The sequence below is a fragment of the Leptolyngbya cf. ectocarpi LEGE 11479 genome (assembly GCF_015207065.1).
Classification (GTDB): domain Bacteria; phylum Cyanobacteriota; class Cyanobacteriia; order Phormidesmidales; family Phormidesmidaceae; genus Leptothoe; species Leptothoe ectocarpi.
Window position 1 is genome coordinate 1 of sequence record NZ_JADEXP010000115.1, and the last position, 16,575, is coordinate 16,575.

Annotated in this window: 14 protein-coding genes and 1 pseudogene; 5 read left to right on the forward strand and 10 right to left on the reverse strand. The window is 50.1% G+C overall.

What is annotated here, in order from left to right:
- Positions 1–198 precede the first annotated feature (198 nt).
- Positions 199–2,403 carry a phosphoketolase family protein gene (locus tag IQ260_RS13740; protein WP_193993678.1) on the reverse strand — a complete coding sequence of 735 codons (2,205 nt, stop codon included), beginning with the start codon at positions 2,401–2,403 and terminating at the stop codon, positions 199–201.
- A 253-nt stretch (positions 2,404–2,656) separates the two neighbouring features.
- Between IQ260_RS13740 and IQ260_RS13745 the strand changes: the two genes are divergently transcribed.
- Positions 2,657–3,082, forward strand: a complete 426-nt coding sequence (locus IQ260_RS13745; protein ID WP_193993679.1) for a hypothetical protein — start codon at positions 2,657–2,659, stop codon at positions 3,080–3,082.
- A gap of 36 nt (positions 3,083–3,118) precedes the next feature.
- Here IQ260_RS13745 and IQ260_RS13750 read toward each other — a convergent pair whose 3' ends face one another.
- Both IQ260_RS13750 and IQ260_RS13755 read right to left on the reverse strand, forming a co-directional pair.
- Entirely contained in the window at positions 3,119–4,306 is a 1,188-nt protein-coding gene (locus IQ260_RS13750) for an NAD(P)/FAD-dependent oxidoreductase (RefSeq protein WP_193993680.1), read from the reverse strand.
- A gap of 211 nt (positions 4,307–4,517) precedes the next feature.
- Positions 4,518–4,733 carry a DUF2811 domain-containing protein gene (locus tag IQ260_RS13755; RefSeq protein ID WP_193993681.1) on the reverse strand — a complete coding sequence of 72 codons (216 nt, stop codon included), beginning with the start codon at positions 4,731–4,733 and terminating at the stop codon, positions 4,518–4,520.
- A 1,013-nt stretch (positions 4,734–5,746) separates the two neighbouring features.
- Here IQ260_RS13755 and IQ260_RS13760 point away from each other — a divergent pair.
- A complete protein-coding gene (locus tag IQ260_RS13760; protein WP_193993682.1) occupies positions 5,747–5,941 on the forward strand; it encodes a DUF2949 domain-containing protein in 195 nt (64 codons plus the stop codon).
- A gap of 55 nt (positions 5,942–5,996) precedes the next feature.
- Here IQ260_RS13760 and IQ260_RS13765 read toward each other — a convergent pair whose 3' ends face one another.
- The 5 genes and pseudogenes from IQ260_RS13765 to IQ260_RS13785 all read right to left on the reverse strand — a co-directional run bounded on the left by IQ260_RS13765 (position 5,997) and on the right by IQ260_RS13785 (position 10,087).
- The gene (locus IQ260_RS13765) at positions 5,997–6,647 is read right to left on the reverse strand and encodes an HAS-barrel domain-containing protein (protein ID WP_193993683.1); all 651 of its coding nucleotides are present in this window, start codon (positions 6,645–6,647) and stop codon (positions 5,997–5,999) included.
- A gap of 81 nt (positions 6,648–6,728) precedes the next feature.
- Positions 6,729–6,926 (reverse strand): annotated as a pseudogene (locus tag IQ260_RS13770) (NAD(P)H dehydrogenase subunit NdhS); the annotation flags it as partial.
- Between the two features lie 90 nt (positions 6,927–7,016).
- Entirely contained in the window at positions 7,017–8,273 is a 1,257-nt protein-coding gene (gene rodA / locus IQ260_RS13775; RefSeq protein ID WP_193993685.1) for a rod shape-determining protein RodA, read from the reverse strand.
- Positions 8,274–8,318: 45 nt separating this feature from the next.
- Positions 8,319–9,389 (reverse strand): Mrp/NBP35 family ATP-binding protein, encoded by a 1,071-nt coding sequence (locus tag IQ260_RS13780; RefSeq protein WP_456152053.1) that lies wholly within the window; start codon positions 9,387–9,389, stop codon positions 8,319–8,321.
- Positions 9,390–9,526: 137 nt separating this feature from the next.
- Positions 9,527–10,087 (reverse strand): SRPBCC family protein, encoded by a 561-nt coding sequence (locus tag IQ260_RS13785; protein WP_193993686.1) that lies wholly within the window; start codon positions 10,085–10,087, stop codon positions 9,527–9,529.
- 435 nt (positions 10,088–10,522) lie between these two features.
- Between IQ260_RS13785 and hemF the strand changes: the two genes are divergently transcribed.
- The 3 genes from hemF (at position 10,523) to psb29 (ending at position 13,288) form a co-directional block, all read left to right on the forward strand.
- A complete protein-coding gene (hemF, locus tag IQ260_RS13790; protein WP_193993687.1) occupies positions 10,523–11,548 on the forward strand; it encodes an oxygen-dependent coproporphyrinogen oxidase in 1,026 nt (341 codons plus the stop codon).
- Between the two features lie 411 nt (positions 11,549–11,959).
- Positions 11,960–12,322, forward strand: coding sequence for an STAS domain-containing protein (locus tag IQ260_RS13795; protein ID WP_193993688.1), 363 nt, complete (start codon positions 11,960–11,962; stop codon positions 12,320–12,322).
- 228 nt (positions 12,323–12,550) lie between these two features.
- Positions 12,551–13,288 (forward strand): photosystem II biogenesis protein Psp29, encoded by a 738-nt coding sequence (gene psb29 / locus IQ260_RS13800; RefSeq protein WP_193993689.1) that lies wholly within the window; start codon positions 12,551–12,553, stop codon positions 13,286–13,288.
- 58 nt (positions 13,289–13,346) lie between these two features.
- Here psb29 and IQ260_RS13805 read toward each other — a convergent pair whose 3' ends face one another.
- Positions 13,347–14,849, reverse strand: coding sequence for a hypothetical protein (locus tag IQ260_RS13805; protein ID WP_193993690.1), 1,503 nt, complete (start codon positions 14,847–14,849; stop codon positions 13,347–13,349).
- Positions 14,850–14,942: 93 nt separating this feature from the next.
- Positions 14,943–16,575 (reverse strand): hypothetical protein (locus IQ260_RS13810; RefSeq protein WP_228016043.1); only part of this gene is annotated, 1,633 nt, incomplete at its 5' end.

The window sequence follows — 16,575 nt, forward strand, 5'->3', positions numbered from 1 at the left end:
GGCGTAAACGATACTTCAGGAATACTTGAATAGGTGGACTAAACACAGCTCTACACGCTTGATATGCCTGTCTGAGCATGGCGAGATTGAATCGTTGTTAGATTACTTGGGCTGCCTGCCTGAGATTGTGTTCTATGTGTAGTCAACAATCTCAGGTGTCCACACAAAACTAAAACAGTGTGCGATTGAGAAAGTGATCTACCCCAACAACAAGGACTTACTTCTCTCTGCTATCGCATCAGCTGTCAATCCATTAAAGGCAAAAAGCTGACCAGCGTTAGCAGTGGTTTCACCTCGCTTCCAGGCCATCACGTCTCGAGGCAAAGCGCTGCGCAACATAACAGGTTCCAACATGGCGCTGGCTCCTCCAGTTACCCCCAGCAAGGCATCACCTGCAAAGAGGTCAGCAAAGGCCTGATCGCTTAAGAACGTATTATCACCATTGCGGCACGTATTCCAAGCCACATCGCTGGAGCGGTAAAGTTGTCGTGGGCTAACAATACCCACAACCTTGGAGCCAATACCTGCTTGAGCCAGAACTGCCGCTGCTTCTAAGACAGGGAGGAGCATCATATCCCCCACAACTGCAAAGACAACAGTTTTATCTCCAGGGGTTTCTTGAAGAGTAATGGCACCTGTTTTAAGAGCCTCGCGCGTTTGAGCGAGGGTGGTACGCACTGGCAGAGGAGACTTACTAGCGGTAATGGTAATACCTTTGTTGCTGGTGCTCACAGCCCATTCGTAACAGGCTTGGATACTGTTGGCATCAATGGGAAAAAGAGGAAATACATTACCGTTGCGCATCATGGCAGCAAAGTAATTTTCAATCTCGGGGCGTTGGTGGGTCCAGCCGTTACGTCCCTGCTCCAAAGCCCCGGCGGTAAAGAGACAAATGGTGGAGGGAGTGTTACGACGCAGCTCTGCCATAGCCTGGGTGACAGTTTGCCAAATGGGCAGACCGTTGATGGCAAAGGACTCGTAAGAGCACCACAGACTGCGGCCGCCAAATAGGGCCTGGGCTGCTGCCATACCGGCACAGGCGTCTTCACTCAGGGGCTCATACACCTGACCCGTTGGACCTTGAAAATACAGATCGTCTACGGTGGGGTGAACAATTTTGAGGGCCTGGTTAATGTTGTTGATACCTGAGGCGGCGTTACCGTCAGCATTGGTCACCACAAATGTGGAATCTTGCTGGCCCACATGGCCCACCAGCAATCCCATGGCCGTGGTGGCAACCTGTTTATCGCCATCCACAGGGAATTCGTTCAGAGGTAGAGTCCCTAAATCTGCCAGAGGTAGCTCAGATTCGGTGACCGCAGTTTTGACATTGGGGCCACCATTGGAGCGGGCAAAGTTGGTGCGGACTAAATCCCAGCCAACAGCTGGCAGTGCCCGAGTTTGTAGCGCAGCGGCAATATAGTCTTTGTCGAGGGTATCGCCGGGGTAAAGGTTGTGGGATTTGGCTCCGCGTTTGTGCACTCCGGCTCCCTTAAGCTGTTTGACAATAAGCACAGTAAGGGTGCCGGACAACGCCTGTTTGGCGGCTTTATCTGTGGCTTCTAGCAGTGCCTGGGTAAAGGCCATACGCTGCTTAAGCGAAAAGGCGGTGCTGTCCACATAGGCACCGGGCTGGTCGGCATCGTCGTAGTCTTTGGCATCAACCAAAATCACATCCTTAAAGCCGTTGCCCTGCCAGTAGGTAATCATAGCTTCATTGGACTGGGTGGACACCATACTGTGGTGCTCCTGGGAAAATCCATTCCACACGAGAATGGGTAAGAAGTTGGTAGTTTTGGGATAAGCCGTGGTGAAGTGACCGATGCTGCTCATAATGTAGGGTTCACCCAGTCCGCCATCACCGATGGTTACCGGAAATAGAGTGTCTGGGTAGAGCTTGGCTCCAGCCATGGCAAAATGTTGTCCCTGCCCCAGGGGACCGGCGGGGTTGAGCAATCCAGGGATTTGGCCGGAGAGGTGACCCAGGAGACCGTGGGTTTCGCGGAAGCGATCGCAAAGCTGACTGACGGTTTCAATCCCCATATCCTCTAAGGATTGATCCATAAAGACCGTGCTGTAGAAACCAGGGGCGTGGTGTCCCACTTCTGTAATCAAATTCTTATAGCCCAGCATGACTAGAGCGGCAATGCCATCGGCGATACTGGCAAAGCCACCGGGATGACCTGTCTGTTTGCTGGCGGTCATTTGTAAGGTCAAATAGCGTAGGGCGTCGGCCGCGAGGATAGTCTGATAGACGGCTTTGGGATCCGTTGGAGATGCGATCTCAACATCACCTTCACCAATGGCTGCCGTATCCAGATAGGCCACTACGTCAGCAGGGGCTTCACCAAAATATTGAATACCGTCACAGAATGCCGGAGTGGCATAAGCAGTTACCGTCATGGATTTTGAACCCCTGAATCTATTAAGTGGGCAATTGAGCGAGCAGCAAACAGTCAAATCAGGTCAGCACCTGCAGACCCTTAGATCATAGCTTATTTTCAATAGTAAGCTGCTTGACCATAGATAAAAGCAGCGATCAATACAGAAATTGTTGACACTTTTCTGCGCGAGATTAACCTACACGAAGATCCATCTGCTCGAAATTATCCGGTTTGAGAGTGAAGCCTTAGACAGTCCGTTGAGAACGCCGCTTATGAACTGTCGCATACCCATCATTGCTACCACCGCAGCCATTGCCATGGTTTCTGGCCTGAATTTTCCAGCTCGGGCCGAGGTCTGCCAGGCCTATACGGTTGACCGTCCGGCAGATCCCTATGGCTATGCAGAGATTAATAACTGTTCCCTAATTTCAGGTGAGTTTGCCAATCGTGACTGGCAGGTCACCATTGGGGCATGGGAACCTGCGGCCTATCTGTACCGAGGCGTTAATCGCTATACTGGAGCATCGATTCAGCTGATTGATTTTGATGTGGCGGGGACTACTGAGCGGCCTCAATATCGCTTTCACAACGGGGATACGACCTATGTGGTCAGTTTTCAATCTGCCGATCCGAATACCATTCGATTGCAGGTATACCAGTTAGGGCAGCCGTTGCTGAACGAGGTGTTATATCGATAGAGCTAGCGCCGTTTAACAATATTTTTAAAATATTGTTTAATGCTGTTGGAATCGTTCCACTAGCATTTGTTCTATCAGGCTGTCGGATTGTTCTGGAGCATTTACCCAGGTAGCAAACCGTTGGGCGATGGGTAAGAGCAGGGCAAAGGGACTGGTAAAGCCGGAGAAAATGTGTAGACCGTCAACACCAGGCAAAGGGCCGATAAGCGGCAGACCATCACGGCTAAAGGTGACTAAACAATGTCGCCATCGGCCAGGAATCTCAGTCAGACAGGGAAGCTGGGCCACAATACCCTGACGCATGGCAGCTTCACTTTTGGCAGCGTCAATGGAGGCGGCATCTAAGTCTGTGCGAAAACGGCTAACCTGACCAATATAGGTACCCCCATCTAAAAACTGAATCACGCCCGTATCTAAAATAGGCGGTGCAATTTCATGGGATGAGCTGTCGTCCCATAGGCGATCGCTGGCGGGGTCACTGGCTTTGGCCTCCGCATCAAAGCGACTAGCGGCAGCAGGCATAATCAGTGTCTGTAAAAGCTGCTCAACCTTAGGACACTCAACAATTTCAGCATGGGTGTGATAGAGCGGAATGGAGAGCTTAGTCGCTTGCAACAGTCTGCGACTATAGCCTCCAGCTGCAACCACAACGTTGCTCGCGGCATAGGCCTGGGTTTGGGTAAGGATACCTGTGATCCGGTCTTTGACCCGCACTAGACCAGTGACCTCTGCCATCATCTGTTGCCCCCCTAACTGGCGAAAGGCTTGGTTAAATGCGCCTAGGGTTTTGATCGGGTGGACATGGCCATGTCTAACGGTCAAGGCTCCGCCAATGGCATCACTTTTTAGCTGGGGTTCGAGGGCGTGGGCGTCCTGGGCTGAAATCAGGCGGGGTGCGATCGCAAATTTTCCATACTGCTGAACCAAACCAGCCCCATCCACATCAGGTGCAAACGTCAGCAGCAAATCTAACTCCCTAAATTCAGTCGTTGCCCCTAACTCTTCCGATAACTGACGATGGCGCTCAATCCCTGCCTGACATAGCTCCTTGGTAATGGCATCCGTCCCTGACCAGTAAGCAATTCCTCCATAGCTGCAGCGAGTGGCACTATCAGGGTTGCCATCATCCACCAGCAACACCGATAGTCCCTGACGCCTTAGCTCATAGCTGAGGGCCGCCCCAGCTAAGCCATTCCCGATCACAATCCAGTCAAACGTCTCCATTCACCACCTCCCAAAACATCGGTGTTGCCGATCTCAAGCAGTCCCCAATCTCAGCATAGTCAGTTTGTCAGCCCTCAGCAGGATTTTCCACACCCTACAAAAAGGCCCCTGACAGGCTCGTCAGAGGCTACATGCAACAAATGTCTAACAAATATCTATAGAGTTTTGCCAGCCGCTCATGTCGCTGCCCACTGATTGCAGCAGACATTGGCTACGCTGGAGTCCCAAATAGACTATCCAGATAAAGACTATTCACATGGGGCTGATTAACACCGTTTTGCATTAAAAACAGGGAGAGAGCAGCCTGCATCATCCGCTCCTGACTCCACAGTTCATGGACGTTCAAATAGTCCTGAATCGATAAATGTAGGGCTTCGGGAATTTCTACCATAAGGCTAACAGTCGTCTGACCTGTAACTGGAGGCATCGGCTCTAAAGCTCCTTCAAAAAGTAAACATCACAAACAAGGGCCTAGCCATTTCCCACTGCCCAACCCGGCGCTAACAAAAATGTTAGAAGCTCCTTGGAACAGCCACTTGGGAACAATAACTAGGTCACCTGAATGAGTGGAGCTTTATTGTGCAGGAGCCGCTAGAAATTAGCAATGCTCCTCAGTCTTTAGGTTTTCCTAACAAGAATTCTTAACTCACGAGAGAACAAGGGTTACGGCACCATTTTATTTACATGCCGTTACATATTAGACTCACATCCCACAGCCCAAACGTTTTCCACAGAAACCTTAGATCTATTCAACCTTGGTAATGATCTGGGGATAACTCTCCCCAGCCTGTGGAAAACCTGAGGAAACCCCTGGGGAAAACACCTTTCTCTGTTAAGAAATATATTTTTTACTCTTATACATGGGCAGCATCACTTCTAAGAGGGATGAAAGCTTATCTATCAAGCCTTTGAAGCTTATCCCATAGATATTTCGCAGCCACGTTTATAAAAACATACCTGCGGCATCGGTTTCGAAAGTTGCCTTTGTACTTAATAACCCCCGGCACGCTAGGTACCGGGGGCTGCTTTGTTATAAAAATATCCCTATAGAACGAAGAAGCAGTATGTCTGCCCTCTGTGCCTATAGTGGCTCAACCCGAACGCCTTGAGCTATTCTCTCAAGGCATATTTACGAGATCCAGGTCAAAGTCCTAGCAAGCACTAAACCTTAAAGAAAGGCTATCAATGTCATTGACGTTTTATTCAGCTTGTGATTCAACGAAACGCCGACTGATTAAAATGCGTTCGCCACAATTGAGGGCGTTGAAGCTATCAAGATTTTTGAGGCTGTCCTCTCTCCAGCCAGCCCACAGAAATATGCAGGGCATTTCTTAAACATATGCATCATTCATTTTACAAAAGTAAACAAAATTGCTATGTTTCTCATATAAATGCCTGTCTCGTTAATAAATCAACCTATATCACCTTGTCAGTTTAGTAATGGCCTCTAATTTAACAACTCACTTATTCCAGTTTTTGCAAACCGAACATAAGATCCCAGCCACGACGCTGGAATCATTGCTAGATGACTGTAACCAGGTCCCAAACCTAGTTCCTGTAGCCCTTTGGCAATCTGGTATCGTATCAACAGAGCAGTTGGATACCATTTTTGACTGGTTGGAGCTGACCTATTAAAAAGCGGCTAATACGCGCACTGCCGCGTTCCAGCTCGGTCTATTGCTCGATATATCTAAGGATGAATCTGATTTAGAATCATCCGCAATCGGTCATAGTCATCTTTTAGGAGCATACCAACCGTACGCCCGGCCTGTACCAGCCAGTCACGGTCAAACTGTCGTAGCCGATAGACCTCACGAATTGCTGCGGCAGCCAGGCTCTCACTGGGGACATTGCTCACCTGCAGCAACGTGCGTAAAAAATCTAGCTCCTCTGTAAACCCAATCACTTCATTTGGGTCACATTGATACACAGCCTGGTGTACCTGAGGCGGTCGCGGTGGTAGATGCTGATAACAGCGACCGCCACCATCAGATGCCGCCGTCTGATAACCCACGATGGCCACCCGAAACTCCGTTTTAAGCATGGCAAAAATCTGAGGCTGCTGCTGCCGTAAATCCTCCAATGACATGCCCAAGGCACGAGCCCGATGTACAGAGTCAATCGGGCTCGTGGTGGCGTAGTACACCACCCCATAGATCTGGTTGCTGGCTTCCTCGTCCAATGACTTTACCCAACTGCCAAAGGGGGGCATCACCGGAAAACTGAGATCGTCCGGTTCAAGACATTGGGCTAAAAACTCAGTTGTCGCTGTTTCAATGACCTCAGCAATGTGGGCTGGGTTGCGATCGCGATCAGCCAGCTGGGGCAGAGGAAGACGCATCGTTTGATGACATAGTACAAACGTCTTCAGTACATTAGCACCATGCTCAGAAAATTACACGGGTACCCCCAGAATATTCGCTTACTTTTTCTTGCCACGCTTAGGCTTGACTACTTCAATATCGGACATTCTGAAGGTTACCAACTTATCCCAGTTCCCCCCTTCAAACAGCACAGCCACCTTTCCATCGGTAATCCGCTGTACTAATCCCTGAAACCCGTAATACGTATCGTTTACATTGGTCACCTTCACAGGAGAGCCGGGCAAGATTATCATGAGCTATCGCTGAGCTAGAGTTTCGCTTACTAGTTTAGTACTCTGTCAGAAGTAAATTTTAAGCTGTTGCTGCTCCCAGGATAAAAACAGGCCCTAAAACTTCAGTCGATGCTGAAAATTCGCCACCGATTCCACAATGCCGATGGCAATAAAGTTCGTCAACAGTGACGATCGGCCATAGCTCATCCAGGGTAACGGAATCCCCGTAATCGGAGCTAAACCAATGGTCATGCCAATATTAACCACCACCTGAAATACAATCATTGACAGCACACCAATCGCCAGCAAAGAGCCAAAATTATCCTTGGCATTTTGAGCGATAACAATCAGCCGCAGGCAGATAAACCAAAAGACCAGCACCGTGGCTAAAGCCCCCATAAACCCCAGTTCCTCACCCAGGGCAGAAAAAATAAAGTCCGTATGCTGCTCAGGAATAAAACTCAGCTGAGTTTGAGTGCCATGGAATAGCCCACGTCCCCACAGCTGGCCGGAACCAATAGCAATGCGCGACTGAATTAGGTGATAGCCCCCACCCAAAGGATCTTGCTCAGGATGTAAAAACAGAGTAAGCCGGTCTCGCTGATATTCCTGGAGTAATCCCCACAGCAACTCGCCAATCTTACCGGCAATCGAATTGATCACCACTACAATCAACGTGCTATACCAACGCAACGGCAGCGTCATCCAGGCAATGACGCCCATCATAATCACCCAGCCGATCCACACAGGGATATAGAAATTAAAGATGATCGCCGCCACAATGGGAGACACCAGCAGCACCAGCCAACCTGGGTTCATATTGCTCCAATAGAGCATGCCCAAGACAATCGCCCCAAATACGAGAGACGTCCCTAAATCCGGCTGTAAAAAGATCAAAGCCCAGGGCACGGCGGTAATTCCCAAAGCCTTGAGCAGGCCCCCCAATGTGGTCGATTCGCGATCTTTGAGGGCGGCAGCCAAGGTAATAATGATCCCGACCTTGGCAAACTCCGACGGCTGAATGTTAAAGCCGCCAATGCTGATCCAGCTCTGGGCACCGTTACCCACAGTCCCAATTACCATCACAGCGACTAAGGAGATATTGGTAATTAAATAAATTACCCAGCGCCACTCCAGCAGAGACTCATAGCGGCTGCGGGCTATCCACATGGACAGGACCACACCGACAGCACACATAATCACGTGGTTCCAGGCGAGATCAGTCTCCCCGGTATATAGCCGGGTACTGGCAATCAGCAGACTCGAAAATAACGAGATGCCAACGGGAAACAAGAGCAATAGCCAATCAATACCCCGCCAGGGATGAAGCCAGCGATGAAACCATTTGCCTAGAAATGTGGTTTGAGCCATAAAAGCAAAACCAATGGAGAAAAGGATTTTATGGAGATTACGAATCTAGGTTAGAGCCGCTATCGAAACCTTCGCCGCTACCTGCTGAGAAATTTTAGTCAGGGCTTCGGCAGAGGCCGAGCCAGGGTGGGCTAATACAATAGGTGTCCCAGAATCGCCTCCTTCTCGAACAGGCATCTCTAAAGGGACACAGCCTAATAAAGGCACATTTAATGCTTCAGCCGCTTTAGCCCCTCCCCCGGAACCAAAAATGTCGTAGTTCTTCTCAGGCATATCAGGCGGGATAAAGTAGCTCATGTTCTCGACGATACCCAGCACTCGCACATTCAGCTGCTGGAACATTTTCAAACCACGTCGGGCATCGGAGAGAGCCACATCCTGAGGCGTGGTGACAATGACCACACCGGCCATGGGCACCGCCTGGGCCATGGTGAGCTGAGCATCCCCCGTACCGGGGGGCATATCCACAATGAGGTAGTCCAGATCACCCCACTGCACCTGGTACAGAAATTGGCGAATGATGCCATTTAACATGGGGCCACGCCACACCACTGGCTGATCGCGATCGATCAGAAACCCCATGGAAACTAGCTTGACACCATGGTTAAAGGCAGGCTCTAGTTCTTGCTGGCCATCAGCTCCGTCGCGAACAACGACATTGCCATCTTTTAAACCCATCATAATGGGGGCGTTAGGGCCATAGATATCAGCATCCAGCAGGCCCACTTTAGCCCCTGCCGCTGCCAGAGCAACGGCCAGGTTCACTGCGACGGTACTCTTACCCACGCCGCCTTTACCACTGGACACCGCTAAAATATTTTTGACCCGATCAATACCTTGCTGATCGGGCAGGGAAGACTTTTGTTGAGGCGTTTCAGCGGTTACGTCAACATCAACCGAGGTTACTCCTGAGAGAGTCTTAACGGCTTTTTCGCAGTCTTCAACAATGAACTCTTTGAGGGGACAGGCTGGTGTTGTCAGCACTAGGGTAAAACTTACCTGGCCGTTATCGACGGCCACATTGCGAATCATGTTAAGTTCCACCAAGCTTTTCTGCAGCTCAGGATCTTGAACGGGGCGCAGCGCGTCCAGAATTGCCTCAGTTGTCGGCATCATGTTTATGAAAGACGGATATAAACGGACAAATTCTTACGAGAATGTTTGCCACTATTCTAAGGCTTCATGTCCGATGGTGTAGAGGCACTCTGTAGAACGCCTCAGAATGCTTCTACACCTAGATAACGTTGGGGGAGCTAGCTAAAAATATCTCGATATCGATTGGGCATCATGCCGGAGGTGGTGGCTTGTTCGGCAGCTTGCGCCAGGGCCGCTGCAACTTTGGCAGCATAGGGGCGTAGAAATGACCAGGCAACGGGGGACAGCCATCCCTTCAGCTCAATGGAATAGGAAATGAGCGTGCCACACAAAGACGACTCCAGGCGATAAACTGCACGTTCTTCTAAACCCGGCACAGGAAAAATGCGCAGGCTAATATACTCACCTGGCAGCACGTTCTCTACAAAAATCTTGATGGGAACGGGCACCCAGCGAGCAAAAACTCGGTAAATCAGGCCCGGTTTTGCCTGCTGCCCGCTGGGTGCATTGGTCGATGTAATCAATGGATGCCAGGAGGCTAGCCCGGCCAGATCATTCATGGTTTGCCACAGCGCATCTACTGAAGCTGTACTGCTGACTTGATAGTGTTTTTCCAATGTGCGCTTACTCCTCTGCAGCAGGGCCGAGCGTTCGGCTGACTGGGGAGAGACGTGGTCAAAAAATTGCCGTTGTAGTGACTGAAACCAGAGTCGAAGCATAGATGCGCATGCGGTCTGTTCAGATTGATAGCAATCATTCAGGAAAGCAGGTGCCGTCCTGAATATTTTCAAAACGGGCTATGCCGGTTGCCAAAGAAACGACTGATCAAGCAGGAGCAAGACGCGTAATTTTTTATCTTGAAAGGCATTTTAACCCTGGGTTAACATTCAACTTACGGGCTACCCTTGGGCTAAAGCCGCAAACGACACGCCCACATAGCTTCGAGCTTTTGTCAAGGATTGTCACACTGTGTGTCAACTTGGTTCAAAAACTCTAAAATCGTGATTCATTATCGTTAATAGCTGCTTTCAGCGTTTGTAGTTTTGAGCAGTGGTTTGAATCTGTTCTGTTCTATTTAGCTACTTCGTTGAGCTATGTGGGTACATCCAGCAGCAGCCGTTTTATTAATTTTGTTTTTTTAGTTCTAGATCGCCATGGTCATCGCTTCTACGCAAAAGGTATCTAGCCCAGTTGCTCCTCCCAGTGATTCACGTGAGCGCGTGAGCCAGGGTTTTAAAGGACTGCAGGATCGCATTTGTCAGAAGCTGGCCGAGGTTGATGGTGTTGGTCAGTTTATGGAAGACCAGTGGACCCGTCCCGATGGTGGGGGCGGTCGTTCACGGGTGATGAAGGAAGGTGACGTTTTTGAACAAGGGGGCGTTAACTTTTCAGAGGTTTGGGGTGATCGTCTACCCCCTTCGATTTTGATGCAGCGCCCCGAAGCTGAGGGCCATGGCTTTTACGCTACGGGCACATCCATGGTGTTGCATCCCCGTAATCCTTACATACCGACGGTTCACTTAAACTATCGCTACTTTGAAGCTGGTCCAGTTTGGTGGTTTGGAGGTGGGATTGATCTGACGCCCTACTATCCATTTGAAGAAGATGTGGTGCAGTTCCATCGCACACTCAAGGAAGCGTGCGATCGCAACCATCCCGAATATTACAACACCTTCAAACTATGGTGTGACGAATACTTTTACTTAAAACATCGTCAAGAGACCCGTGGTGTAGGCGGCGTATTTTTTGACTATCAGGACGGTACTGGCGATCTATATCGCGGTCCCAGTCAAGATGGTCCTGCTGCTCAGCACAGCCAGCAGGTAGGGCAGCCACCTCAGCGCAGTTGGGAAGACCTGTTCAAATTTGCCATTGACTGTGGCGATGCATTTTTGCCATCCTACGTACCCATCGTCGAAAAGCGACGCCATACCGAATACGGAGAGCATCAGCGTAACTTCCAACTCTATCGTCGCGGTCGCTATGTAGAGTTCAATCTTGTTTACGATCGAGGTACCATCTTTGGCTTACAAACCAACGGTCGAACAGAGTCTATCCTGATGTCGTTGCCTCCCATGGTGCGTTGGGAATATAGCTATGCACCAGAGCCAGGTACACCTGAAGCTAAACTTTACGAAATTTTTCTCAAACCTCAAGACTGGGTTAACTGGCCTGGGTAATTGCTATTGGGTTCAGCCACTCGCCGCTACCAGATGGAACTATGTACACCCATTTAGCATCAACTAAGTATGCTAAATGGGTGTACTGTATTTATTTACGGACAGCTTGTGGTAACTACAGACAGCGCGTCGTCAAACTGACGAGACGTAATACAGAACATCCACTTGCGTAAATATCCTGATTCAGGATGTATGTTTGTGCATACTGGTTTATGTCGTTATCCTAAGCATGTTGTATTTGCGTACGGTCAAGTTCACTGGATGTCAATAAAAATCCGCAATTTGTCGTAAGGCTTTGATAGTTCAGTCCTTTCTAGTGGACGCAAGGGCATCATGAGATGTAAGCATAGAGTAAGCATATGCTCATCAGAATTAGCACATGTAGGTAGAAGATATTAAGGGCCGGTCACTATGGAGCAAAAAATCGTCACTCCCCCCGACAGTAACCACGACATTGTTGTCTTCTCACCCCAAGGGCGACTGGATATCACTACAGCCTGGCAGTTTCGCCTGAAGCTACAGGAATGTATTGAAAAAACCACACCCCATATTATTGTCAATCTGGGTCAGGTCAACTTTATCGATAGCTCAGGTCTGACATCCCTGGTGGCAGGAATGCGAGATGCTGATAAGGTCCAAGGCAGCTTTAAGCTCTGCAATGTACACCCAGAATCAAAATTGGTTTTTGAAGTGACCATGATGGATTCTGTGTTTGCTATCTATGACAGCGAAGACGAAGCTATCAAAGCCGCCCCTGAGCCCATGACATTTTAGGCAAAATCTACCGTATTCCAACAAATCAGCTACTTGAAAAAATTGGCTTCGAATCTCAGATTCGAAGCCAATTTTTTCAAAGCCAATTATTTGTTTATATTGGCGGTTAATTTCGTTAAGGTGTTAGAGGCATCCATCACAAAAAACGATTTAGCCTGGATCGTACGATTCTTGGCAAAAGGTCGTCCTCAGTAGAAAATGATGTCTAGCGTTTTATTATCCCCACCTGTGACTAACCTCCGTACGGTTTCCGATACCAAGCGAGCCTTTTATAATTATCATTCTCGTCCGATCAATTCTCTCTACCGGCGAGTGGTTGAGGAACTGATGGTGGAAATGCATCTGCTCTCGGTAAATGTTGATTTTGTCTACAATCCCCTATATGCCCTTGGTGTGGTCACCAGCTTTGATCGGTTTATGGTGGGGTATGAGCCAGCCGAAGACAAAGAATCAATTTTTGCAGCCATCTGTAGGGCCGTGGGAGGCGATCCCCAGCAATATCGTCAGGATGCTGATGCATTAACAACCGATCTCTCCAATCTATCCTTGAGCGATCTCAATACTCAACTGACCAATGCTAAGGCCACCAATGGTGATAGTTTGCAAGGCAAGCTGCACATGGTGGCGAACCAAGCCAGTGCCAAATATACCCGGCTCATGGCTGTGGGTCTCTACACCCTGTTTGAAACCGTCGATAAGTCAGCCTTAGATGATAAGGACAAACGCGAAGAGCTGCTAAAGGCAGCCGCTGACATGCTAGCCTTACCCTCGGACAAGGTAGACAAAGACTTAGAGCTCTATCGCAGTAACCTGGAAAAGATGGCTCAAGCCCAGGAAGTGATGAAAGATATCTTGGCGGCTGAGCGTAAAAAACGTGAGCAGCGTGCTCAGGCTAAAAAAGAAGCAGTATCAGCACCCGATACCACGTCTGATGCAGCCCCTGACACCGCAGAATCTGAGTCCTAGATTCTGCTTTAGACCTCTGCACCTTAGTTAGCCTTTTTAGTTAACCTTTACTGCACCTCTACTGCGTAGCCGTCACCCAGTAGAGGTGATACTCTTCGTCCTGCCAGGCCTTGGTAAACGCCTGAATAGGCTCAACGGTCAGGCTAGGTGTTGGTTCTGTTAGCTCCTTGGTTAGCACCAGGAGGATTTTGGGGTGTTGCTCTAGCAGCTGGTTGACTTGCTGGATAACTTCTGGCTGGGTGACTTCGCGGCGTGCTCCTTTGAAGAATAGAGTATAGCTGCCGATGGCCCGTCGTTCTGGGAAATAAAAGGGACGGTCAGCATAGCCACTTAGGGATGCCATTTGGGCGTCACGGCTGGCCACAATAAACTCGTCCTGCAGGTTTGCCTGACGCATGTAAGCAGCAGCGGTGCGACTGGCAGAATAAGGAATGACAAAATCCATGGTGAATAGGAACACGCCGCCGAGCAGGTGAAACACCAAAATGGTGGCAAATATGGGGTTAAACCATCGCTGGGACGGCCAGACATTTTCCAGCCGCTGGGAAATAACGGAAGATGGCCCATAGTGGCTCGCCAACCATAGGGATGCAATCAGAATCAGGTAAAAATTGCCATAGTGCCGGATAGCGCTGGGCATGAATTTGGCATAGGTAAACCCCAGTAAAATGCCGTTGCCCAGCAGATAAAAAGCAAGGGCATACGGTTTTTGGATCAGTCTAATAGCCATGACAAAGCATGAGCCCAGTGCAATGGCTGCGCATACAAGTAAATCTAGATAACGCGCACCGTTGGGGATGATGATGTAATAGCCCCCAAACACACGACCAATGGCCTTGAGCAGCTGGCGCACGTCGATGCCTGTGACATAGTCACCGAGAGCCTGATTGGCCACATCGCTGGGGGGCAAAATAAAATACAGCGCCAAGCCACAGCCCGCGATAACTAAACTGCCACTAAAAAGAATATCGAGCCAGTTCTGACGCAGCTTGGGTTCGAACAAAAGCTCTAAGGCCAGGGTAAGGGTGAGGGCGATCGCAATTAATAATGCATAAACATTACTGTTGGCCAGTAACACCAGCAGCCCGGCCAACGGCCAGTAGGCCCGCCACCGCTGGGGCCACAGGGCACAGATAGCAAACAACAGCACCATGGCCACCGCATAGTTACGGGCGATCAGTAAATGCTCATAGAACGGCAGATAGCCAAACGTCATCAGCCACTTTTGCCATTGAGTAAAGGGGCTGCAGCGCCAGATTAAAAGTACCGACCCCATGGCCAACAGCCAGTGAAAGACCTGCATCGCAATGGGATGACCAAACAGGTGATACAGCGCCGCTACCAGCAGATGCCATAGCCCTGGATGGGCTCGATCGTAGTGAATATTCTCCACAAACGCTCCCCAGGATGGGCTGTCTCGCGCGATCAGCCATACGTTCATCTCATCGCGCCACATGCTGTGGTTAAGCGCGCCGACCAGACCTAGCACGGCGACAATAATAACCGCTGTCCAAGGCGATCGATAGCATGTGATCAGCCAACGAGGGAAACGAAGCGTCATGGATTACAAGGACTCAAGGGCGCCCTCGATCATACTGCTGCTGAGCCCCCTGTGCCGTTTCTGTCTGGGCATCTGTGGTTGCTGATTATTGAATTATTTATGGTCATTGAGTACACAGACACTAGACGCCAGCCAAAAGCGCTCTGTCTCGACCACGGCACAGGAGGCAGCGGTGGTTTGCAGGATACTGGGCTGGCCCATCCGCTCGGCCACTGTTTGGGTCAGCGGCTGATAGTTATTGGCCCAGTATCGATGCTGGGTTAGATACTCAGGAGCAAAGGCACTTTTCTGCACTAGCCAAAAATCAACACCATATTGGTCAACAAAGCGTTTGAGCTTAGCCCTATCGGGGGTGTAGTGAACCTGCAGTAGCGCCGCTGCCCGCTGACGAATTTGTCGGTAATACCCTAAATGAAAAGGGGTGGCATATTCGGGAGCAATCAGGACAGAGCGCTTGGCAAAGATGGGAATATTATCTGCTTCGTAGTCCAGGGATGCCACCAGGGTGTCCTGGGGCTGCTGCTGTAAGTACTCATAAATGGGGGCTTCATGCCCTGTGACGTAGAGGGTCTTGGGAAAGTTTTTGAGCAGCAGCGGATAGTAGAACAACAGCGGCACGACGATGAGTGCCACGGCTAGAGGGGCTGTGTTCTCCATTCGCTTACAGATTTTTTCTAGAATTAATGTCCAGGCAATGGCGGCCAGTATGGGCATTGCCAGCAGGATGCAGTGGCTGGTGTAGCGCCCCGGCATGTGCAATTTAAATGCCTGGGCATAGGCCGCGATAAACCAGACAATGCTGACTACCGTGAGCTTGGTAAAGACATGAATGGCTGGGTGGATAGCGCGCAGTCCAGGAAATGTCTGGACTCCCAGCCGCTGCATAGGCAATAAAAACAGAGCGGCCACTAATGTGACGGGCGTAAAGATGGTGCGTTTGAGCAGGGCACCATGGCCGCCAAACAAAACCAACCAATAGCGGGAGATGCCCTCGCGAAAAAATGAATGCCGACCCGTGGGCTGAAATTCTGGCATGGTGTGGGCCTGGGCCATGGTCACCACTGGCCCAAATGTCTGATGGGCAAACACATAGGTGGGCAAAATGCAGAAGGCTGCGATGAGCAGGGCTGCGATCGCAACCCGCAAACGTCCCCGATAAACAGTCACCCAAGGCCGATACCACTTTACCCGTAGCGCTGGCCAATCCACCGCGTCAGCAGCATAGAGCGTGGTTGCGACCACAGCCACAGGCGGATAAAACAGCGTGAGCAATCCCAGACAGACAAGACTCTGTCCCCGCTGTCGCCGCACCCAATAAAACAACAGCGGAATCAACAAAGGATAAATAAAGGCTCGCGGTGACGCGGACACCAAATTATCGATGCACCATAGATGCTGACTCAGCATGACTGACGCCATTACCCCCGCCACAGGCACCGGAAAAATCGCCACGGTAAGACCGTAGTAATAGCCAGCCGCAATCCCACCCAAAACCGTCGGTAGCACCTTCGCCAACCAATCGGGCTGCAGGTGGCAGTAGCTGGCTATGCGATACAGCAGCTTGTAGCCCATGGGAGCAATCGACTGTAAATAGTCAGCAATTAAGTCATTGGGAAAAGCCTCCGCTGCTTGAAAACGCTCCATCCAAAATAGGTAGTGGCGGGCATCATCCTGGACTACATACTCGGAGGCAAACCCCTTTTGCATAGCCAGATAGCCATAGAAC